The organism is Bacteroides rodentium JCM 16496 (genome assembly GCF_000614125.1).
GTDB lineage: Bacteria > Bacteroidota > Bacteroidia > Bacteroidales > Bacteroidaceae > Bacteroides > Bacteroides rodentium.
Genome location: NZ_BAKJ01000038.1, coordinates 1 through 20839 on the forward strand (window position 1 = coordinate 1; position 20839 = coordinate 20839).

At 46.9% G+C, this 20839-nt stretch carries 15 protein-coding genes, 1 tRNA gene and 2 pseudogenes; 4 read left to right on the plus strand and 14 right to left on the minus strand.

Annotation, left to right across the window (positions count from 1 at the left end):
* The 4 genes and pseudogenes from JCM16496_RS22065 to JCM16496_RS15350 form a co-directional block, all read left to right on the plus strand.
* Nucleotides 1-356: pseudogene (locus JCM16496_RS22065) on the plus strand (RHS repeat-associated core domain-containing protein); the annotation flags it as partial.
* 560 nt (nucleotides 357-916) lie between these two features.
* Nucleotides 917-1486 (plus strand): hypothetical protein, encoded by a 570-nt coding sequence (locus JCM16496_RS15340; protein WP_244440410.1) that lies wholly within the window; start codon nucleotides 917-919, stop codon nucleotides 1484-1486.
* A 113-nt stretch (nucleotides 1487-1599) separates the two neighbouring features.
* Nucleotides 1600-2553: an RHS repeat-associated core domain-containing protein gene (locus JCM16496_RS25010; RefSeq protein ID WP_128809648.1), complete on the plus strand. Its 954-nt coding sequence runs from the start codon at nucleotides 1600-1602 to the stop codon at nucleotides 2551-2553.
* 1 nt (nucleotide 2554) lies between these two features.
* Nucleotides 2555-3085: a hypothetical protein gene (locus JCM16496_RS15350; protein WP_128809649.1), complete on the plus strand. Its 531-nt coding sequence runs from the start codon at nucleotides 2555-2557 to the stop codon at nucleotides 3083-3085.
* Between the two features lie 292 nt (nucleotides 3086-3377).
* Here the strand turns inward: JCM16496_RS15350 and JCM16496_RS15355 are convergent.
* From JCM16496_RS15355 to JCM16496_RS15410, 14 genes and pseudogenes are all read right to left on the minus strand, one after another.
* Nucleotides 3378-3459: transfer RNA gene (locus JCM16496_RS15355), tRNA-Leu, on the minus strand.
* Between the two features lie 76 nt (nucleotides 3460-3535).
* Nucleotides 3536-4552, minus strand: coding sequence for a S41 family peptidase (locus tag JCM16496_RS15360; RefSeq protein ID WP_025835395.1), 1017 nt, complete (start codon nucleotides 4550-4552; stop codon nucleotides 3536-3538).
* Between the two features lie 45 nt (nucleotides 4553-4597).
* Nucleotides 4598-5455, minus strand: coding sequence for a DUF3316 domain-containing protein (locus JCM16496_RS15365; protein WP_025835398.1), 858 nt, complete (start codon nucleotides 5453-5455; stop codon nucleotides 4598-4600).
* 142 nt (nucleotides 5456-5597) lie between these two features.
* Nucleotides 5598-8279 carry a DNA gyrase/topoisomerase IV subunit A gene (locus JCM16496_RS15370; protein ID WP_025835401.1) on the minus strand — a complete coding sequence of 894 codons (2682 nt, stop codon included), beginning with the start codon at nucleotides 8277-8279 and terminating at the stop codon, nucleotides 5598-5600.
* Nucleotides 8280-8443: 164 nt separating this feature from the next.
* Nucleotides 8444-8701: a hypothetical protein gene (locus tag JCM16496_RS23085; RefSeq protein WP_209441621.1), complete on the minus strand. Its 258-nt coding sequence runs from the start codon at nucleotides 8699-8701 to the stop codon at nucleotides 8444-8446.
* Entirely contained in the window at nucleotides 8701-9522 is an 822-nt protein-coding gene (locus JCM16496_RS24025; protein ID WP_244440411.1) for a carbohydrate-binding protein, read from the minus strand. The genes JCM16496_RS23085 and JCM16496_RS24025 overlap by 1 nt, the downstream gene beginning before the upstream one ends.
* A complete protein-coding gene (locus tag JCM16496_RS24030) occupies nucleotides 9519-9821 on the minus strand; it encodes a family 43 glycosylhydrolase (protein WP_244440412.1) in 303 nt (100 codons plus the stop codon). Before JCM16496_RS24030 ends, JCM16496_RS24025 begins: the two co-directional genes overlap by 4 nt.
* Nucleotides 9737-11308: a sialate O-acetylesterase gene (locus JCM16496_RS24035; protein ID WP_244440413.1), complete on the minus strand. Its 1572-nt coding sequence runs from the start codon at nucleotides 11306-11308 to the stop codon at nucleotides 9737-9739. Before JCM16496_RS24035 ends, JCM16496_RS24030 begins: the two co-directional genes overlap by 85 nt.
* A complete protein-coding gene (locus JCM16496_RS24040; protein WP_244440414.1) occupies nucleotides 11236-11538 on the minus strand; it encodes a hypothetical protein in 303 nt (100 codons plus the stop codon). The genes JCM16496_RS24035 and JCM16496_RS24040 overlap by 73 nt, the downstream gene beginning before the upstream one ends.
* A 49-nt stretch (nucleotides 11539-11587) precedes the next feature.
* A complete protein-coding gene (locus tag JCM16496_RS15385) occupies nucleotides 11588-13978 on the minus strand; it encodes a glycoside hydrolase family 31 protein (protein ID WP_025835405.1) in 2391 nt (796 codons plus the stop codon).
* Between the two features lie 14 nt (nucleotides 13979-13992).
* A pseudogene (locus JCM16496_RS22075) lies at nucleotides 13993-15607 on the minus strand (alpha-L-fucosidase).
* A gap of 53 nt (nucleotides 15608-15660) precedes the next feature.
* The gene (locus tag JCM16496_RS15405; protein ID WP_025835410.1) at nucleotides 15661-18768 is read right to left on the minus strand and encodes a glycoside hydrolase family 2 TIM barrel-domain containing protein; all 3108 of its coding nucleotides are present in this window, start codon (nucleotides 18766-18768) and stop codon (nucleotides 15661-15663) included.
* 11 nt (nucleotides 18769-18779) lie between these two features.
* Entirely contained in the window at nucleotides 18780-19493 is a 714-nt protein-coding gene (locus JCM16496_RS24050) for a beta-galactosidase trimerization domain-containing protein (RefSeq protein WP_369346671.1), read from the minus strand.
* Nucleotides 19478-20839, minus strand: a complete 1362-nt coding sequence (locus JCM16496_RS15410; protein ID WP_244440416.1) for a beta-galactosidase — start codon at nucleotides 20837-20839, stop codon at nucleotides 19478-19480. Before JCM16496_RS15410 ends, JCM16496_RS24050 begins: the two co-directional genes overlap by 16 nt.

The following is a 20839-nucleotide window of genomic DNA, read 5'->3' on the forward strand; positions in this document are numbered from 1 at the left end:
CGGGGTATGTTACGCTTTCGGACAAGAAGTATTACTATTACCTGCAGGACCATTAGGGGAACAACCGCGTAGTCCTCAGTTCTACCGGTGCTGTTGAGGAAGCGAATCATTACTATCCTTTTGGTGGGGTATTTGCAAGCTCAGGCAATGTGCAGCCTTACAAATACAACGGTAAAGAACTTGATGGCAAGAAGGGGTTGAATTGGTATGATTATGGGACACGCATGTATGATGTGGCGCTGGGAAGGTTTACGACGGTTGATTCTTCTGCTGAAAACTATTATTCAACGAGCCCGTTCACTTATTGCTTAAATAATCCGTTGAATTATATTGATCCGTTGGGAACTGATACTGTAGATGTAAAGGACGTTGATTGGAATAAATTCGATCCGAAGAAGGATGTTGTGGCTTTGGATGAGGTGGCTGTTTCTGTACCTAATGCTTTGACAAAAGTAGGGACTAGAGCTTCAAAACCAATTTCCGGCTTTTGGGGGTATGTGGGTTATTATTTTTTAGATATTGGCTCTACCTATTATAGTGAACAAACGCGGTTTACATATAAGGTAGGAACAGATGGAGTAATAACGGGTGTTGCTCCAATGGCGGGAACCCCTCCTTTACCAGGTTTTGCAAAGGTATCAAACTTGAATACAATTAGAGGATTATGGAGTTTGACCAAACAAGGATCCTCTAAAGTAATGAAACATCCCATTAGAGGCCTATTTTATAAAAGTAAATCAGATGGGCTATGGTGGGTAAAAGACCAGACAAAGCATGGCGGTAGTTTTTATAAAGTTTATAAAGAGACAAGTAAAGGCTTAGAATGGCATAAAGATGCTGATAAGTATGGGAATTTCATAATTAATAAACATAAAAGTGATGTAGGGATTTTTATCCCATTGAAGGAGCTTTCGAAATGAGAAAACAGATATTAAAAATGCAAGAAGGTGAATCTTTCCCATTCTGTTGGGTAAAGTTTGATTCTGATTCTTGTATTGATGTTCAAGGGCATAAAATCGAAATATACATAAAAAAAGATTCAGTTAGCATTGACGACATGAAATCTCTATTTTGTGATTTGTTTGGTACAGTTGTAGATGAATTATCTATCTTTAGTCCATCATGGTGGGACTTTTGCATAGATACTTGGAATATTCAAGAGAATACATTTTGCTACGACCCTCAATTCTTGTCTAAAGAAACGGTATCTTACTTGCATATATTGCAAGATTCGAATATTGCTAAGGGGTATTCTGGCTGTTGTGTCTGTAATGATTGGGATGCTTACCTATCTGTTGCATTAGATTGTATTATGAAAGGAATTGCTCCTTATGGAAACTTTATATATAACTCAAGGGAACAATTCTTCTTCTATTTTCATCATACCGGTAGTATAGGGCTTTATTATGAAAATGAAACTCCATCTATATTTGCATTAAGAAAGAATGATAAATATGAGGTGTTATCTTGCTCTGATGTGAGTTGATTATCTCAAGTAGAATGATTTTAATCGCTATCCTAACATCGGATATTCTATATCTTACATGTTAGGATAGCCTTTTTCAGATTTGAACAAGGGAATTAGCGGCATTCAATATAATGTATTATTACTACTTGAAAGACCATCAGGGAAACAACCGTGTAGTCATCAGCCAGAGTGGAGCGGTAGAGGAAACGAACCATTACTATCCTTTCGGAGGAGTGTTTGCAAGTGCAGGCAGTATTCAGCTTTATAAGTATAACGGCAAGGAGTATGACTCGAAGAAAGGTTTGAACTGGTATGACTATGGTGCACGTCATTATAATGCAGCGTTAGGGCGGTTTACAACGGTTGACCCGCTGGCGGAAATGGAATACTCGGCCAGTTCTTATACTTATTGTTTGAATAACCCTATAAAGTACATTGACCCTACCGGTTGCCTGGCTTCTACTCATACAGATTCTTTGGGTGGTGTGGTAGCCGTATTTAATGATGGAGATTTAGGAGTATACAAGCATAATACGGACTTTGAAGGAACCAAACAGGAATTGGCTGAGAATTATTCTTCTACCAATACAGCTGCCGGAGGTGATAGAATGGGGGAGACTTATGAATGGGATTCGTTTGTTAAACCGGATACGAAAGAGGCGTATGGTCAAATTGATTTTGACTCTTTTGAGGCCTCCCGAATGGTGTTCACCCGTTTCAGGTATCTTTCCACTCTGAAGATGAAGCCGTTAGAGTTGGCCATTTATGCACTGAACGCCAATAACGGAGAATATTTCGACATCAAGCATGGTGACCCCTATAAAGGTTCACAGTTCGGCAAGGGGAAATATGTTTCAAGACGTGATGCCGGCAATATATTGGCGGGAATGGTTGCCCGAAGAGGAGGGTTTTCGGCAGAAGTGACTTACACGGCATTCGGGGCTTTGCAGTTGGCAAGAAACAACAGATTGCTGTTACCAATGTATTTATTAGAGGCTAAAAATAAAGGAGCTAAAGGATTCTATGGTGAGACTCCCATATCACATATATTTCAGAAACGTGGATATGAGTTAAATTTTAAGTAAAGTGAAGATAAAGAAAAAGAGACGTAACCGTCTAATGCTTTTAGCAATTCTTATTGGGGGAGTATTTTATTACTCCCCTTGGGGATTTTTTTTGTTCAACAGAACAGTGAAAAATTATTATTATGACACAGAAGACTCAAAAGGGCATTGTTTGACGGTAATCTTTCATACAGGTATATTGTGGACACTTCTGACGTATGGACCTGAAGAGGATTTTGGGGAGGGCATCTATCTCATTCCTTATAAATTCAAAGGGGCATTACCTAAAGATAATTACATAAGGCTTAACTACATCGGTGCTATATTCCCAATATATTATAAATGGAGTAATGACACTTTGCATTTGCGTATTCCTTTTTGGGGAATCATAAAAAATAAACTTTCATCCAAAGTAGTAGTTGATGAAGAGCCTCTTAGTTACGAAAGATGGGGAATGTATGATTCGGATACCACAAGGAACGTGAAGGAACGGCAAGAGTGGCTGCAAATGAAAAAGGAATATCGTAGTTTTGACAGGTATGACTTGAAATGAATATCCTTAGTTTTCCTTTTGTCTTGCAATGCTTTTAGTACTGCTTCTTAACAAAAACTCCTTGTATACAAATGCGTAGTATGCAAGGAGTTTTTTATCATGTGTTCTCAATGAAATCTCGGACGGCTGACCCAGCAGGGGGAATGCACCGGGAAAGAACGTGACAAGTTACACGGTGCTTGTGTCCCCCTTTCTTCCGACCCGGATTCTTTGTTATATTGCATAAAAAAGAGGATACTTATTAAAGTACCCTCTCTTTAGTTGTTTGTCTTCATTATTAATGCAAAATGAGTGCGGGTGATAGGACTCGAACCTACACGCCTCACGGCACCAGATCCTAAGTCTGGCGCGGCTGCCAATTACGCCACACCCGCGGAGTAATTTCGTTTAGCGAGGACAAAGATAGGAAGATTTTTCGTTTTGGCAAATAGTTTGATGGATAAAGTCATTTTATGTTTTTACTTTCAGCATTTTTCTTGCTTCCTCAATGATGGTGTCCAGGTCATTGTCTTCATCCTCCTTGCTCATATCCACTTTCTTGTCCGGGTCGATGCCAAATTCGATATGCTGCTTTTGGGCATCGAGGTGCGGGCTGGCAGAAAAGCGTACCCCCCATCCGTTGGGCAGTTCCGAAGAGAATGGCAGGCCCGACCCGCCACCGGTTTTATCACCAACCAGGGTGACATTGGGAAAACAGCGCATGGTATTGACAAAATCATTGGTTGCACTATAGGAATGACGGTTGGTCAAGACAATTACCTTTTTTTGCCAGCGGATACTGTTGGAAGGTTCCACATAAATGGGAGTCGGATCTGAAAAATCGCTATGGCCTTTGCCGGTCTTGTGTTGGATATATCCCGTCAGTACTTTTTCATTCGTGAAGCGTTGTGCCATTCGGGTGGCGTTTGTCAGGTTGCCGCCACCATTGTTGCGCACGTCGATAATCAGGCCGTTGCAAGCGGAAAGGTATAACAGAATCTCATCCAGGTTACCGTTTCCGATGCCGCTGGAGAAATCACCGTAATAGACGTATCCTATGTTGTCCTCCAAGATGGTGTATTTGGCGCCTCCGGCAATGCGGTAGTCTCTCCCCAGATACTTTTCGATGATACTTTCGTTGAAGTTGCGGGGATAGTCCAGGTACCAGTCCCAGTAGCGTGCCATGTTGTGGGAGGCATAGAGGTTGACATGGCCGTCCTTCAGTTCGGCGAGCATGTTGCCCAGTTCCTGGAACAGACCGTCGTAGCTCATTCCCGGGGTAATGAGCGGTTGGTACTTGTCATGGATGGCATTCCAGTCTATTTGCTTGTAGTCCAGGAAACAGTACTGTTCGTCTATTATTTTCCACAAGGCTTCGAAATTGCCTTGTGGGGTATTGTCGAACTCTTCCTCACGAATACATCCGTTCAATAGGGGCAGTAACGTGAGTAGGATGCTCCAAATTATTAAAATATATCTTCTTTTCATGCACATTATCCTTATCATCTTATTCGTTTATCACCTTGTCACTTTTTACTTTCTCTTGTTAGGAAACAGATAGAGTTCCTTTACGAACCCCACCATGAATACGTGCGAGTAAGTATGTGTCTTTATTTCGTTTACTTTGGACTGTTGTGCGTCCCATATGTAAGCAAAACGCATCCGGGCACGCCCCACCGGAAAGTCTGCGGTCAGCATTTGTCTCAGAGAGGGCTGGTTGTGCAGGGAGGTGAAGTTCACTACTCCGTCCCAATGTCCCAATGTGAATATCTCGTAATAGGATTGTCCGTAGTTGGGCATGAACATGATGCCTGCCAAGGGAAGATTCACCTGATAGCGTAGTGTGATGGGACGGTTCTTGATGCGCAAGTCCCAAATAGCCATTCCCGATGCGGCAAGGTTGATATAGGCACGTGCTTGGGCAGGGTTGTTGCCGTTGCGCAGATTATAGACAAAGCCACCGTTGAAGTCGCCGACTCCTCCGGCAAGCAGTTTGAAATTACCCGTGATTGGAAAATTATAATGCAGGCCGTAGTTCCAGTTGGCCAGTCCGGAGAATGTATTGTTATTGTCCACTTTGTTGTGGGTATATCCCAAGTCTGCCTGGAAGAGGGTTTGCAGGGAGACGTTGCCGTCCATCAGCCGGGTCATCCGCATGCTTTCGCGGGAGATACGGAAATCTATTCCCTTGTACTCCTGCGGTGAAAGATAAGTGTCGAACACGTTGGTGAAGCCTACGCCGTACAGGGTGGCACGGGTGATGAGGCGGTTGCGGCTGGCAGAGTCTGCCCGCAGCTCTTGGGCGAAGTCTTTCTGTGGCGCATCTTGTGCCCTCAGGCTGATGCTTCCTAAAAGGAGGAAGCAGAGGATGATTGTTTTTAATGCTACCATCTGTAGGGTGTCGCTACCACCTCCCCCTTCGGGTACTCCTCCTCCCCGGAGGAGGAGAATTGAGTTACATTTGCTTGTTCGTTTCATCTTACTTTACGTGCTAATCCCTAATCCTTAACCATTAATCCCTAATCCTTAATCCTTAAAAAAGTTTCATCTGTCCTGTCATCTCGTCCAGTATGTCTCCTTCACTTTTACCGTGGTCGGGGTCCAGAATTTCCGGTTCTTCATCCGCTTCCTGCTCTTCGGTTGCCTGCGAGGGTTCAGGTTGGCGGGTAGGCTCCAGTTCGTTGATGGTTTCTACGGTATAGGTGGTCAGGCGCTTGCCTTTTGCCTTGAAGCCTTTTACGGCGATGAATTCGTCGGCTTCCACCACCATCGGCTCTCGGAAATTGTCGTGGCCGCCAAACACAACTTCCAAACGCGGGTAGCACTCATCTGTCAGCAGAATGAGGCTGCTGTTCTTGTTTTCTCCCAAGTAGTTCTGCTTGCGGGCGGTTGCCTCGAAGCAGAAACGCTTGATGTAAGGATAGTTCTGCTGGTCGGCATCGTAGAGCACGGCGGTCCATACTTTGTTCGGGTCGTATTTCTCCAATACGCGTATGCCGTCATCGTAGTGGTTGTTCAGGTCGAAGTTGGTGGCATAGAACTCTCCGCTGTTCTGTACGACAAGGATGGTGTCTTCGCTCTGGAATTCTCCGAGATATTCTCCGCGTCCGTCGTAGTTGAGACGTAGCACATCACGGTCGAACCAGACTTTCCGTCCGCCCAGCGTGGAGCCTCCACGTTGTTTCAAGGCTATCTTGTGTACGGGGAGTTTCGTGAGTATGTTTCCCATGGCCTGCCGTCCCTTGATATTGATGTTGCTGAAATCTTCCTCGAAGATGATGCGGCGCACGCGCGGATTGGGTTTCAGGGTTACCTTGATGATTTCGGCTTCTCCGTTGGGATTGGCGGTGAAGTAGGTGATGCGCGAGTCGGGGGTGCCTTGTGTCACGTCGTATTCGCGGTCGCGCACGATGGAGGTGACAGCAAAACGCTTGATATAGCTTGTACCCTCCTTGCCGTCGCGGTAGCAGACGTTGTAGATGGTACGTTTGTCGTTCTTCTTGAAGATGTTGGCATAGAGGATGTTCTTGCCCACGAATTTCTTGTCGGCAACGGGGGTGATGATGTACTTTCCATCGCGGAAGAAGATGATGACATCATCGATGGGCGAACAGTTGCCTATGAACTCGTCTTTCTTCAATCCCGTTCCGATGAAACCCTCTTCGCGGTTGATGTACAGCTTTTCGTTGGCTTCGATGACTTTGGTTGCTTCGATGATGTCGAAGTTACGCAGTTCCGTGCGGCGGGGGAAGGCTTTGCCGTACTTCTCCTGCAACATGCGGAACCAGCTTACGGTATATTCCACGATGTTTGCCAGATGGCGGTCTATCTCCTCTATGTCCTTTCGCATGCGTGCTATCAGCTCTTCTGCCTTGTCGGAGTTGAACTTGAGGATGCGTGCCATCTTTATCTCCATCAGCCGGAGGATGTCTTCCTTGGTCACTTCGCGGATAAAAGTCGGGTAGTAGGGAGTCAGGCGCTCATCGATATGTTCGCAGGCGGCATCCATGTTTTTGGCTTGTTCAAACTCCTTATCCTTGTAAATACGTTCTTCAATGAATATCTTTTCGAGTGAAGCGAAGTGCAGGCTTTCCAGTATCTCACCCTTGCGGATTTCCAGTTCCTGGCGTAGCAGTGCCAGCGTGTTGTCCACTGATTTGCGCAATACGTCGCTCACGGTGAGGAAGTGGGGCTTTTGGTCATCGATGACACAGCAGTTGGGAGAGATGCTCACTTCACAGTCGGTGAAGGCGTAGAGGGCATCGATGGTCTTGTCGGATGATACGCCCGGGGCCAGATGCACCAGTATTTCCACACTGCCGGATGTCAGGTCCTCTACCTTACGTATCTTGATTTTCCCTTTTTCGCTGGCCTTTACGATGGAGTCGCATACACTGGCCACCGTTTTCCCGTAAGGAATTTCTTTAATGGCAAGTGTCTTGTTGTCTATCTTCTCTATCTTGGAGCGTACGCGTATGGCACCGCCACGTTCACCGTCGTTGTATTTGGATACATCGATGCTGCCTCCCGTCTGGAAGTCGGGGTACAGCTTGAATTCTTCGTTGTGCAGATAGCTGATGGAAGCATCGCACAACTCGTTGAAGTTATGTGGCAATATTTTGGATGACAGGCCTACGGCAATGCCTTCCACACCTTGTGCAAGCAGCAGTGGGAATTTTACCGGTAGTGTAACCGGTTCTTTGTTTCGCCCGTCATAAGAGAGTTTCCATTCGGTGGTCTTGGGATTGAATACCACGTCCAGTGCGAACTTGGAGAGGCGTGCTTCGATATAACGGGGGGCAGCGGCGCTGTCACCTGTCAGAATGTTACCCCAGTTTCCCTGGCAATCCACGAGCAAGTCTTTTTGTCCCAGCTGTACCAGGGCATCGCCGATAGAAGCATCACCGTGCGGATGGAACTGCATGGTGTGTCCCACGATGTTCGCCACCTTGTTGTAGCGTCCGTCTTCCATACGGCGCATGGAGTGCAGGATACGTCGCTGTACGGGTTTCAGGCCATCCATGATATGGGGTACGGCACGTTCCAATATAACATATGAGGCATAGTCCAAAAACCAGTTTTGGTACATGCCGCTCAATTGGTGCTTTATATTGGCATCCTTTGCGTCCGCAGGTTTGTAATCCGAGTGTTCTTCGCTCCCGGCCGGGAGTTCCTTGTCCAAATCATCTTTCGGTGCTTCAAAATCTTCGCTCATATTTGTTCGGGAATTGTCTATTCTATGATATTACTGATTTTTCAGTTGCAGGCAAAAATACAATTTTTGTTCGATAAATGAGAATTTACGCGGAACTATTGTGCCAAATCCGTTCCATTTTTAAAACTTCTGCCCACTAATGGAACCAATCAGTCTCTTTCCCGTTAGCAGAAATTATATTGAGGACGTGCTTCCGCCTCTTTGCGGACAGCGATGTTGCTTTTGTCTTTCTTGCCGACAAGTTGGCAAGGTTTTGCCACCACATTGGCAAAGCTTTGCCAAAGGCATGGCAAAACTTTGCCAATATGGTGGCAATACGCTGGCAAAGTAACTTGCTGGCTTGTTGTGTGTTGGCTCAAATTGTGCAGCGATATCATCACAAGGGTGAAGAGATACCGGGCAGATTCTGCCGACGGATTCATTATTTTGTGAATTTCCATTCGTCAAATAAGAACTTTCCGTTTCCGAATACGAAGTAAATATCGTGTTTACCTTTAATCTGTTTGTCCAACGGCTTTGTCAATGTTTGCCACGTATCGGTATCAAAGGTCAAGGTGGATAGGAGCGGACCGTCTGGACTGTCCATGTGTATTTCGATGGAGCCTTTCCCTTTTATCTTCATCTGTATGGCTTGAGGTGATTGCGGGAATTCCGCACCGCGGACACAGATGGTCTGTCCGCTCTTGTTTCCTACGGCAGCCATGTTGCCCGTCTGTCCGGTCGGTTCAAAGGCAACGCCGCGTGTGGCGGCTGTGGTCTCGGCCTGTTGCTGCGCAAACGGGTCGAGAGGCTTGATTTGTGAAACGCCCTTGGCTGTGGCTGTGCCCATGTGGATAGTGAGGTTCTTTTCGTCTACCTCTATTTCTTCCACGCAGATACTGCGGACGCCCACTTTGAGGTCGCGGCTGTCCTGCAAGCCCAGTGAGTGGTAGAAGAGATAGTACTTCCCTTGAAATTTTGCCAGATGCGTATGGTTGTTGCTGTCGGACATGCCATAGTCGCCGGGATTTTTGAAGTAGTTGTCACGGTAGGTCCAGCTGTCTGTCTCAAGTGGCGTGCGGCTCGTCATGTAGCTCATGCAGCACCGGCTCGGCTTGTCTATATCCTTGTGGGGCCATGCATCCCGGTTCTTCCAGTTGGTGTTGTAGGTGTAAATCCAAGTGCCGTTCAGATAGTTCAGTTCGTTTGCTTCAAAGTGGTATGGCGCTTTTATTTCAACTATTTCGCTGTCCAGCGTCTTCATGTCATTTGCCAGCCGCACGATGCGTGCGTCTCCGGGAATGTATCGTCGCTGTCGCCCCCGCCAAAGGAGAGCCAGCCGATGCCCTTGTCGTCGATGACTACTCCCGGGTCGAAGGGAGCCTTGCACTTGCCGAGTCCTGGAGTATTGCCGTCTACCACGCATTTGCCCAATGGGTCTGTCCAGGGCCCCACGGGGGAAGTGGCGGTCAGCATACCTACACCGGAACCGCTGTTGGAGTAGTACAGATAGAAGTGTGTTTTGCCGTCGGCCTCCTTGCGCGAAGCATGGAAGGTGCCCACGAAGCCATTCCCCAGGGAGCCAGAGCCTTTACATTGATTACTCCGTGATAGGTCCAGTTCACCATGTCATCGGAAGAGACCATCGTCAGCGAATGGATGTGCTGATAGGTGTTTTTCCCGTTACGGCCCACTACATCATATTGCTGGTGGTCGTTAGTGCCGTACACATAAATGCGGCCGTCGTGCACCACTGCTGTGGGGTCGGCCATGTATTGGAAGTCGAGAAGGGGATTGGCATTGCCGGTAGAGAACTTGGGCGAGAATTCAAAAGATTCTTCCAAAGCGCTGTCTGTAGAAACCGGAATGTTTTCAGAAGAGGCAATGTTGTCTGCCCGGAAGGGGGCTAAGGGGATGCCTTCCGTTGAAAAAAGGTTGCCTTGAGCAGCGTCACTAAAGCAGTAGCGAATGGAAACCGGGCCTTCGATTCCTTTTACCGGGACAATCAGCTTTCCCCCGTCTATCCTGGCCCGGGCCTCTTGCCATTCCTGGCCGGCTGCGGCCATCATCAGCCCCTCTATCCTTTTTCCGTGTACGGCCAGTCCGTTCTTTATGTCTTTGAAAGAGATTGTCACATGATTGCCTTTGCGGCAGGCGCTTTCAAAGACCGGGCTTTTATAGGGGCCTGCATATATATGGTATGTATCGTCCAGTGCAAGATTGGCGAGACGTTTGCCTACGCTTCTTTTGTCACGTGGATGGATGTCCTGCACATTGTCCACCAAATCTGACACGGTAATCATCTTGACCTTGTCCAGCATTTCGGGCAACATGGCCTGCTGCTCGCGTAGCAGTGCCGGTCCGTTGTCTTTGGAGTGGTATTGGAAGGGGGCTATCTGGACCAGATAGAATGGGAATTCCTTGTTAAATCCGGTACGCCACGAGCCTATCAGCCGCTGCATCACCCGGGCGTAGGAGCTGGCACGGCCTTGGTTGGCTTCTCCCTGATACCAGATGCATCCGGCAATGCCGTAGGGCATCACGGGATAAATCATGCTGTTGTACAACGTGCCTGTTTCAGCCGGAAACCAAGGATTGGATTCATACGGATAGTCGCACAAGACCGGGTCGCTCATTACGCATTCGCGGGGCGTCCATGTCTCGGCGGTGGTTCCGCCCCATGCGGCTACGATGATTCCTACCGGCACGTCCAGCTCTTCCTGGATGTTGCGGCCGAAGAAGTAGGCCAGGGCACTCGTGCTGCGCATCGTTTCGGGCGTGCACTGTGTCCATTGCGAGAAACAGTTTTCTTGAGGGAACGGGGCGGCTATTCTGGCCACGTGAAAAATCCGGAGATTGGGACAATGGGCATTTGCCGTTTCCTCGTCTCCGTTCTTTATGCCGTGGTTGGCGCTCCATTCCATGTTGGACTGCCCGCTACACAGCCAGACTTCGCCCAGCATGACATCGGTCAAGGTTACTTCGGACGAGCCGCTGAAACGAATCTCATAAGGTCCGCCGCTTCGCCGGAAGGTACACGGGCCGACCATTTCCCCGTATTATTGACTTGGGTCTTGATTATTTCTCCTTTCATCCATTCGGGGGCGATGGAAATTGTTTCTCCCGGAATACCCCATCCCCAGAAAGTAAGTTCTGAGTTACGTTGTAGCACCATATGGTTGGAAAATATGGCAGGGAGTTGTATCGCTGCTTGCAATTTCAGGATGCCGAGCAGCATAAATAAACTTAAAAGGGTAAGATAATGATGATATTTTTTCATACGAATATTTATTTCCATAATGCAAATTAATAGCTGTTTTTAGAAACCATTACATTTTAACCGTTACTTTTTTCCCATTATAAGCCACTACCTTTTTTGCGCCATCAGCAGTTACTATGTTGAATTTCCGTTCTTTCAACATACCGGAAAACTCTCCTTTACGATTTTCGATAGTGAGCATGCGAGTACGGTCATTCCATTTCATCGTAATGGTGCTGTACATTCCTTTTTCATAATTGTAGTTGTCATTCTCGTCTTCGTAAAGTGTGAATTCGCCGTTACAACCGGGATACACTTTTATCTCCAAGTTGTCCCATGATTTTTCGGTGCTATACTGCACTTCGGGACCTATTGGCAGGATGGAACCTGCTTTCACATAAAGTGGTAAAATGTCAATAGGGGTATCTTTCACGATGTATTGTCCGCCGGAGTGTTTCTGATTGGTCCAAAAATCATACCATTCCGTATTTTCAGGCAGATATATTCGCATAGACTTAACGGTACTGAAATCTTCTACACGGATGGTGTCCGAAACTGTTTGGGTATACATGGGTTGGGTTACAGGGCATACCAATAGGGATTTGCCAAACATATACTGATTGTGGATGTTCCACACGTTGCGATCGTGGGCAAAATCCATTGCCAAGGCACGCATGAAGCTGGACTGATTGGCAGTTACCTCCCAGGCAGTTGTGTAGATGTATGGTAACAAACTGTAGCGTAACCGAATGTATTTCTCAATCGCATCGTATATTGGCTCGCCTTTTTTGCCGAATTGATAGATTTCTCTGGGAGCACCTTCCCCATGTGACCGCATCATGGGACAGAATGTACCGAACTGTATCCAACGGGCATAAAGCTCGCGATAATCCGGGTCATCCAGCATCAAGGGATATTGCCATAGGAAGAATCCGCCGATATCGCTGTTCCAATGGGGAATGCCGCATAGTGAGAAGTTTAATCCCGCAGGTATTTGCTTCTCCAAAACTTCCCATGATGCTGTGATATCTCCTGTCCATGTATTGGCACCATAACGTTGCTGGCCGGCAAAGGCTGAGCGGGTAAGGATAAATACGCGTTTATCCGAAGTTACGGCACGCTGGTGGTCGTACACTCCACCTACACTCATTAAAGGATAGGCATTGCGTACTTTACGGAATGACCCCAAATAGGTGGGCGTGTCAAAATCTTCAGGAATGGGGTGAAAATGGTCGGGTTCGGTAGAGTCCATCCACCAGCCGTCTATACCCACAGAACGTAGGTTCTCGTTCAGGTACTTCCAATAGATGTCGCGTGCTTGCGGATGGTAGGCATCGTACACGCGGGCACCGGATGGATAGTCCATATTGGGAGGCCACTTCTCGGAACCGGATTCGGGCCATGTGCGGAAGTTGAAGAGCATGTTCCCTTTGTCTAACTCGCGATAGGGTTTGGTATGTGGTCCGAAAGCTGACCAAATGGAGATAATAATGTGGGCGTTCATTCCGTGTATGTCTTCCATCATTTTTTGGGGGTCGGGGAATTCTTCGTTCAAAAAATCCATTGCGTTCCACAAGTAGTTGCTTCCCCAGTATCTCCAATCCTGGATAATTCCATCGAGGGGCACACCCAGTTCGCGGTATTTTTGCACTACGCCAACAATCTCTTTTTGGCTTTTGTAGCGTTCACGGCTTTGCCAGAATCCATATGTCCATAATGGAAACATGGGCACTTGTCCTGTGAGGTAGCGCATCTGGGCAACTACTCCATCGGCATTTTCGCCGTACATGAAGTAGTAGTCAATGCAGTCGCCGACTTCAGAAAGAAAGGATGTCTCTTCTTGATTGTCTTTGAAGATGGTTGGCGAATAGTTGTCCCAAAAGAGACCGTAGCCTTTGACGGACTGGAAGAAGGGAATCACATCCTCAAGATTGTCTTGGATAAGGCGTTTGGTCTGGTTACGTTGCGACATTTTGCCGTTTTGCAATTGTCCCAATCCATAAATAGCTTCGTCTTTCTCTAAGGTGAACGATTGATAAACGCTGAAGGTTTTTGTGCCGGCATCATTGAAATCATCAAAACGTGCGCCTTTATTTTGTTCCTGCAACAGCGATTTCCCATCGGAAGAGGCAAAAGTTATCTGTCCGGTCTCTTCGTTGAGATGGACTGTGAGCTGATGGCTTTTGATAGTCAATATGCCCTCTTTCGAAGAAACGGATAGTTTTACTTTTTCCGGTTGCCCGATGACCGACAAGCTTTCTTTGGTATACTTCCAGCCGTCAGGCGATTTTAAGATTCTCACTGTGACAGGAGAGAAGAAGCTAATATCTATATTTATACCTTGCACAGTGCTTTTTATGCCTTGTGAGGTGCGTTGGTAGGTTTGTGCTCTGCCTTGTTCTGCTATGAAAAATATCAGCATCAGCAGGACAAATAGTCTTAAAAAGAATCCCTTTTTCATACAATATCAGCAGTTTAACGGTTAGTGATTTTCAGTACCAAAGAAATAGGATTGGGTGTCTTGTCTTTGGGAAGGTCAATAAGCAAGCCTTTGGAAGTTCTTCTGAACTTTGCCTTTCCGCCTCCTAATAATTCTACCTTTTCGATTTCTCCTTTGCAGTAGGGACTGCCGGTAGCCAGTGATTTTATCTGTATTTTTCCGTCTGAGGGCCATTTCATGATATGGGCATACAAGTATTTCCCTTTTTTCACAAACCGGATGTCGGCAGAAGTGTAGGGTGCGTTCTTGCCTTCGTTGAATCCTGCTCCGTCCAAAGGTATTGCTGTTTCTGTGGAGGGACCTTCACCATAAATACACCAGGGACGTGTGTCGAATATTCCTTCTCCGTTCACCTCCATCCAGGCGGCTATGTCTTCCAGAATTTTTTCTTCCTTGTCGTCGATGGTGCCGTTTCCTTTCATGGGTACGCTTAGTAATAGGTTGCCATTTTTACTGACGATGTCAATGAGCATGTGGATGACGGTCTCGGCTGATTTATACCAGTTGTCTTCGTAAGCAGAGCGGTTATAGTGCCAAGTACCGAGCAACTACAGGTTTGCCACGCCTTGTCCTGGCATTCCGATGGAACCCCTTTTTCTACATCCCATACGATGGCCTCTTTATGTTTAGCTTCCAGCTTCTTTCCGAAGACTACAGCATTGAGCTTGCCTTTGTGAAGCTTCATGTTCTGGTTGTAATAGTGAGAGACTACTTTCAGTCCCGTATCGTTGATGGGCCAGAAGGGGAGTACACTGTCATCGAAGTAGAGCAAGTCGGGGTGATACTTGTTTATCATGTCCACAGTACGGTCGAAGAAGTTGTCGTAGTAGCTTTGTGGGGGTACGGAGGTCCCTTCGGGCCAATCCCATGCCACCCAAGCATGTCCGCTCAGGGCATGATTCTGTACGTATAGTTCTTGCGGGTCATAGCCTTCCCACCATTTTCCCTTGCCGTCTTCCTTTGTCAGTATGCGGGCATCGTAAGAGATTCCTGCGTACGGGCCTTTCTTGTCTGCTCCTTGTGCGGTTTCGTACCACGTCCAGGCATGGAGGAGTGGATGCTGACGCCGAAGGGCAGTTTGTTTTTACGGGCTGCTTTCTCCCATTCACCCAGTACGTTTCGTTTGGGGCCCATGTTGACGGAGTTCCATGATTGGTATTTACTGTCCCACAAGTCCATGTTGTCGTGATGGTTGCCCATGGCAAAGAAGTATTGGGCACCGGTTTTCTTAAAAAGGGCCACTAATTTTTCCGGGTTCCATTTCTCGGCCTTCCATTCATTGATGACGTCCTTAAAACCGAATTCGGAAGGGTGGCCATAGTGCTCGAGGTGCCATTTGTAGGCAGCGCTGCCTTCTTCGTACATACCACGACCGTACCAGTCGCCAGCTTCGGGTTGACACTGTGGACCCCAGTGCGCCCAGATGCCGAATTTGGCATTGCGGAACCATTCGGGTACTCTGTATTGGGACAAGGACTCCCAAGTAGGTGCGAACTTGCCCGATTCGGCTTTCTCTTGTTGTGCCAATGCACTACTCCCCTGCAAGATACAGGCAGATAGGAGAATCATTTTAAAGATGTTTTTTTTCATACTATTATTTATAAGATGTTTTTTTCTATTTTTTGAATGCATTGATTAACGGATTATTCTATTGGGCCCATATACTCCATGATAAACCCATACCGGTAGGAACGATTGCCGTCGATAGTGTATGGTTTCATGGTCTGTGCGCCCCATCCGTCGTTTCCTCCTACTCCGTGTATGTTGGAGTCGATATTCAAGTTAATGAAGTCGCGTTCGGGCAGTTCGTGTGTATGCTCTTTCCCTTCCAGGTCTTCTTCCCCGTAGGGCCATATACGGAAACATAACGGTTGCAGACCTTTGATTTGTATTTTCCATCGTTCACTGTCTCCCAGCATGAACCAGCGTGTATCGCATCGGTTGGCATTATCTTGCGGTACGATATAGTTTGTGATAAATTCGTGTATGTCGCACTCGTAGACTCCTAAGAAGGCGGCGCTTTTGCGGTCGGGATAGTTCTCGAACTTGCCGCGTCCATACCAGGCTATCCGGTTCAGTGCCGAGGGCATTCTCATACGCATACCGAATTTGGGTATCAACGGAATATCTTCTCTTTCAGGTTGATAGCTTGCTTCTATTTGTATGCGGCCTTTGCCGTCGACTGTATAGCGGAGATTGTAGCCGGCTCCTATCTGGGAGAGGGAGAGTTTGGCATCTACAATCACCATTCCATTGTTTACGGTCGTTTGGAATGTTTTTACGATACGTCTTTGCTCTGCATTTTTCCAAGCACTCAAGCGTTCGTTGTAGCCGTTACGGACCTGAATGTCATTTGCCGGTTTCCAAAAATAAGGCTCCAGGACACTGTACAACAGCTCTTTTCCTTTGATTTTCCAGCTCACTAGAGCACCACTGTTCTTTTCTATGGCGAATAAAGCGTCAGCGGTCGTGATTTCTACTGTTTCGGGGGTCTCCTTAAATGTGGCCTTCCCGCCGTCATTCTTCAACTGTGGAAATTCATAGTCATGATACGGAAGTTGCTCTTTGGCTACTTTGAAACCTTTCTCTGCCCATATTGCAGGTTCCTTCAGTGTGGCGTACACGTTGAGGCAAAGTTCCCCACTGTCATCCGGCTTTGAAGGTACTTCCAGCAGATTTCCTCCGAGCAACTGGAGATTACCGCTACTTACTGTTTGTCCGTTACATATCCATTCATAGCTGTAATCGAATTCGTCCAAATCGGAAAACATATACCCATTAGTCAATTTGATTTGCTGTGTTCCCTTCTTTTCGAACTTGATGTATTGATATACTTTTTGCACTTCATAGTAATGAGGATGAGGTACTCGGTCAGGAGATACTAAGCCATTAATACCGGTGGGACCGTCGTTGGGATAGTCTCCAAAATCTCCTCCATATGCCCAGAACTCATCGGGCATTAATGGGAGTGACGAGGAGTTCTCATTGAAACTTAGCGGTGCACCGTTCAGCTTCTTAGGAATGCCTTGGTCCACCCAGCACCAAATGGCAGCTCCGATAATGCTTTCGTCTTTTTCAATCACATCCCAATACTCTTTGAGGTTACCGATGGAATTTCCCATGGCGTAGGCATACTCTCTCATGAATACGGGGCGGTCAGTAATTTTCTCGCCAAGTTCCTTCAAAGCGTCGGGGTGCAGATAGGCTTCGTCATAGATGTCAGATACCGTACGGTCTGTATCGTCGTATATTGGTCTGGTAGGGTCTAAGGTACGGACAGTGTCTGCCATGGCTCGCAAATTGGTACCGCTTCCGCCCTCGTTACCTAACGACCAGAATAGGATGCATGGATGGTTCTTGTCCCTTTCCACCACTGCCACTGCCCTATCCACATGAGCCAGTGTCCATTGCGGGTTATCTCCTAATACTTTGTTTCCCAAACCGTAGGCATGGCTTTCATGATTTGCTTCGTCCATTACGTAGATTCCATACTTGTCACATAGCTCGTACAGCAATGGCAGATGTGGATAATGGGACGTGCGTATCATGTTGATGTTGGCTTGTTTTATCAACCGGATATCTCTCTCCATCGTTTGGCGGTCGACAAAGAATCCCATACGGGGATGAAAGTCGTGACGGTTCACTCCTTTCAGCTTGATGGCTTTCCCGTTGACTTTGAAGACATCTCCCACGATTTCTATTTTCCGTATACCCCAGTGATAATTGAACGATTCCAAAAGTTCATTCTTCTTGAGAAGCTTGATGCTGACATCATATAAATGCGGTTTTTCGGCAGACCATAGCTGAGGCTCCGGAAGTATTTCGGACAGCGTGACACTCGTTTCCGAAAAGGCCTGAATAGCACCTACGGGAGCTGCCATCTTTTTGTCGAGTTTATTCCCTTTGTTGTCTTTTCCCACAAGTCTTATTTCTACGGTCAGGTCCTTTACTTTGCGGTCAGTCTGGTTTCTTATCCAGATTTTGGTTCCGAATGTAGCTGAACGCATGTCGTCCGACAAGTCGCTGCTGAACTTGTAATCTCGGATGTTCATCTGGGGGCGTACCCATAGCTCTACTGGCCTGAGTATTCCGCTAAGCCGCCACATGTCTTGGTCTTCCAGATAACTTCCGTCCGACCACCGATATACTTCCACTGCCAGACGATTGGTCCCGTTCTTCACAACCCCGGTTATGTCAAACTCGGCAGGCGACATTGAATTCTGGCTGTAGCCTATCTGCTCTCCGTTTACCCAGACATACATGGCCGATTTTACTCCTTCAAAGTGAAGGTACAAGCGCTTGTCTTTCATATCAGGGCTCACCTCGAACGTGGTAACATAAGAGCCTATCGGATTTCTGTGCTTGTAACTATAATATTCGGCGGGAGGATCGCTTGTCACTCTGGGTGCATCCTTCTGGAAAGGATAGTTTACGTTGGAATAGATAGGTTTGCCATAACCTTGCAATTGCCATGCTCCCGGCACTATGATGGTGTCCCATGTGGCGGTATTGAAATCATTTTTGTAGAAGTCGGTCGGGCGTTTTCCCGGGTCGGGAGACCAATGGAATCGCCACTTGCCGTTCAGGGATATGATTTCTTTGCAATTGTCTTTTTGCGAAGGCAATGTCAGTGTAGCATGGTACGGCTCTTTGTTGATGCCGACTACCATAGGATTTTCCCAGTCTGGAACAATTTGGGCATTGGTATATAAAGCGCTTAGCAATAAAAGGATGAATATTTTCTTTCTCATTTTCCTGATTGTTAATAAACTTCCGTGATAAGGACTCCCCAAGGGGGCAGTGTAACATTATCTCCTTCTTTTACAGTCTTGCCAGAAACCAGCTCTTTGGATGCAGGATAGTTATAAGTGATTTCTTTGCTTTCTCCGCTGTAGTTGAAGATATAACGGATGGTTTTTCCGGCTTTGTTTATTCCCGAACGCTGTATGATGGGGAACACGTCGTTTTCTGGAGAGATGAGACCTGCATGGATGGCTGCCTTTCGCACGATGGCATTCAGCAGCTCCTGCGAGGGGTAGGCTCCTATGTAGGTCAGTTTGCCTTTGCCATATTTGTTTTCGGTGACAACGGGCCATTTGCCGAAAAACGGATGCTCTGCATAAGCCAGTGGGGTGGCTGTCTCGGGTATCAGGAATTCATACCAGTCGCTTATCTGGTTCTTGCTGTTCAGTTGAAAGGGGTTATCCTTTAACGATAAGTTACCGATGGTTGAGAACTCCTGATAATAGAAGCCGCAGGCCTTGCGTAGCGGTCCGGGAGCCAATGTGGCCCGAACAGCGGAGTGCTCGTTGCAGTAACCGCTTTTGTGCATCATCACTACGTGTCCACCGGACTGTACGAATTCATCAATGGCTGATAGCAATTGGTCGGTAGCCACATACAAAGGAGGGATGACAAGCATGTCATATCCGCTGAAATCGGTTGTCTTGTCACAAGGGATTATATCCGTTTCGATGTTTTGGAAATAGAGGCTTTATGCACCATGTCAATGGGATAATTACTCTTATAAGTGTAGGGCATAAAACCGAGAGCATGATAAGAATCATGACTGTAGAGGATAGCCACCCGATTTTTCTTTTTCAGGTTCACGATGTGGCTGCCTATTCTTTCCAGTTCTTTGGCTGTGGCGGCAAACTCATTGTATATGCGGTTAGGTTGTAGGTCATGCCCCAATACTCCCCGCCAATAAGTTTCCTGTCCATAGTGCAAGGTAGACCAGTGCCAATATTCCACCATATTGGCACCGGAGGCATAATGGGCATACACATTCTGCCGCAGCTGGTTGTCGTAGGGAGGAAACTGGGTACGGGCATCCCAGCCGATGCCTTGTGCGTTGGTTTCCATGACGATGTAATTGTTCCCGGCTACAGTGCGCACGAAGTCACCGGCATAAGCGATGCGCTGGCCGTCTTGTTTGTCTTGTACATCGTGATAGACATTGATGGCAGGATATTGCATTTGCCTGAAACTTTCCACTTGGTCTATGTTATGGAAATCGGGCATAAAGCAATGGGTGACAAATTGGTCTTTGCGCTTATACTCATTTACAAGGTCGCACTGCCAATTCAGGAAATCTGCTACTTCCTTTCGGTTATAGCGCTCCCATTCGTTCTTGTACGAGGGACTTGTCACTCCGTCACGCGGATAGAACTCTTCCCAGGTGTTGATGTTCATCCCCCAGTAATTCATCCCCCATTCCTTGGCAAGCAGGTTCAGGTCGTTGTTGAATTTCTGCTTGATGTAGTTCCTGAATCCGAAGAAATAGTCTCTGTTGTTTACTCCGCGTGCTTCTGTTTCGTTGTCCACCTGATAGCCGATGACTGCAGGATGCTGTGCATATCTTTCCAGCATTTTGCGGATAATCCGTTCGCAATAGAATTGGTAGGTAGGATTCGTAAAGTCCATGTTCTGTCTGATTCCATAGTAGGCTTTGTTGCCTTTGGCATGTTCTGCCAGTACTTCAGGATGTTTGTATGCCAGCCATGCAGGAATGGAATAGGTGGGAGTTCCCAAGATTACTTTGATTCCCGCTGCATTCATCTTGTCCAAGATGCGATCCATCCATTCAAATTCAAAGGTTCCTTCCTTTGGCTCGAATATTCCCCAGGCAGATTCTCCTACACGCACCACTGTCAGACCTGCTTTTTTCATTAGCCGGATATCTTCATCCAGGCGTTCGTAAGGCATGTATTCGTGATAATAGGCTGCGCCATAAAGCACGTTGTCAAATGAATACTGTGCTTTTACTTGTAAGGCGCTTAAAAATAGCACTAATAGAATAAGGTAACTTTTGTCTTTCAT

Bases quoted from the DNA above. Each gene is read 5' to 3' on its own strand.
- JCM16496_RS15385 (WP_025835405.1), bottom strand. From the start codon at position 13,978: ATGAAAAAGGGATTCTTTTTAAGACTATTTGTCCTGCTGATGCTGATA.
- JCM16496_RS15370 (WP_025835401.1), bottom strand. From the start codon at position 8,279: ATGAGCGAAGATTTTGAAGCACCGAAAGATGATTTGGACAAGGAACTC.
- JCM16496_RS24040 (WP_244440414.1), bottom strand. From the start codon at position 11,538: ATGAAAAAATATCATCATTATCTTACCCTTTTAAGTTTATTTATGCTG.
- JCM16496_RS23085 (WP_209441621.1), bottom strand. From the start codon at position 8,701: ATGAATCCGTCGGCAGAATCTGCCCGGTATCTCTTCACCCTTGTGATG.
- JCM16496_RS15410 (WP_244440416.1), bottom strand. From the start codon at position 20,839: ATGAAAGACAAAAGTTACCTTATTCTATTAGTGCTATTTTTAAGCGCC.
- JCM16496_RS15340 (WP_244440410.1), top strand. From the start codon at position 917: ATGAGAAAACAGATATTAAAAATGCAAGAAGGTGAATCTTTCCCATTC.
- JCM16496_RS25010 (WP_128809648.1), top strand. From the start codon at position 1,600: ATGTATTATTACTACTTGAAAGACCATCAGGGAAACAACCGTGTAGTC.
- JCM16496_RS15405 (WP_025835410.1), bottom strand. From the start codon at position 18,768: ATGAGAAAGAAAATATTCATCCTTTTATTGCTAAGCGCTTTATATACC.
- JCM16496_RS24035 (WP_244440413.1), bottom strand. From the start codon at position 11,308: ATGGTCGGCCCGTGTACCTTCCGGCGAAGCGGCGGACCTTATGAGATT.
- JCM16496_RS24025 (WP_244440411.1), bottom strand. From the start codon at position 9,522: ATGAAGACGCTGGACAGCGAAATAGTTGAAATAAAAGCGCCATACCAC.
- JCM16496_RS15365 (WP_025835398.1), bottom strand. From the start codon at position 5,455: ATGGTAGCATTAAAAACAATCATCCTCTGCTTCCTCCTTTTAGGAAGC.
- JCM16496_RS15360 (WP_025835395.1), bottom strand. From the start codon at position 4,552: ATGAAAAGAAGATATATTTTAATAATTTGGAGCATCCTACTCACGTTA.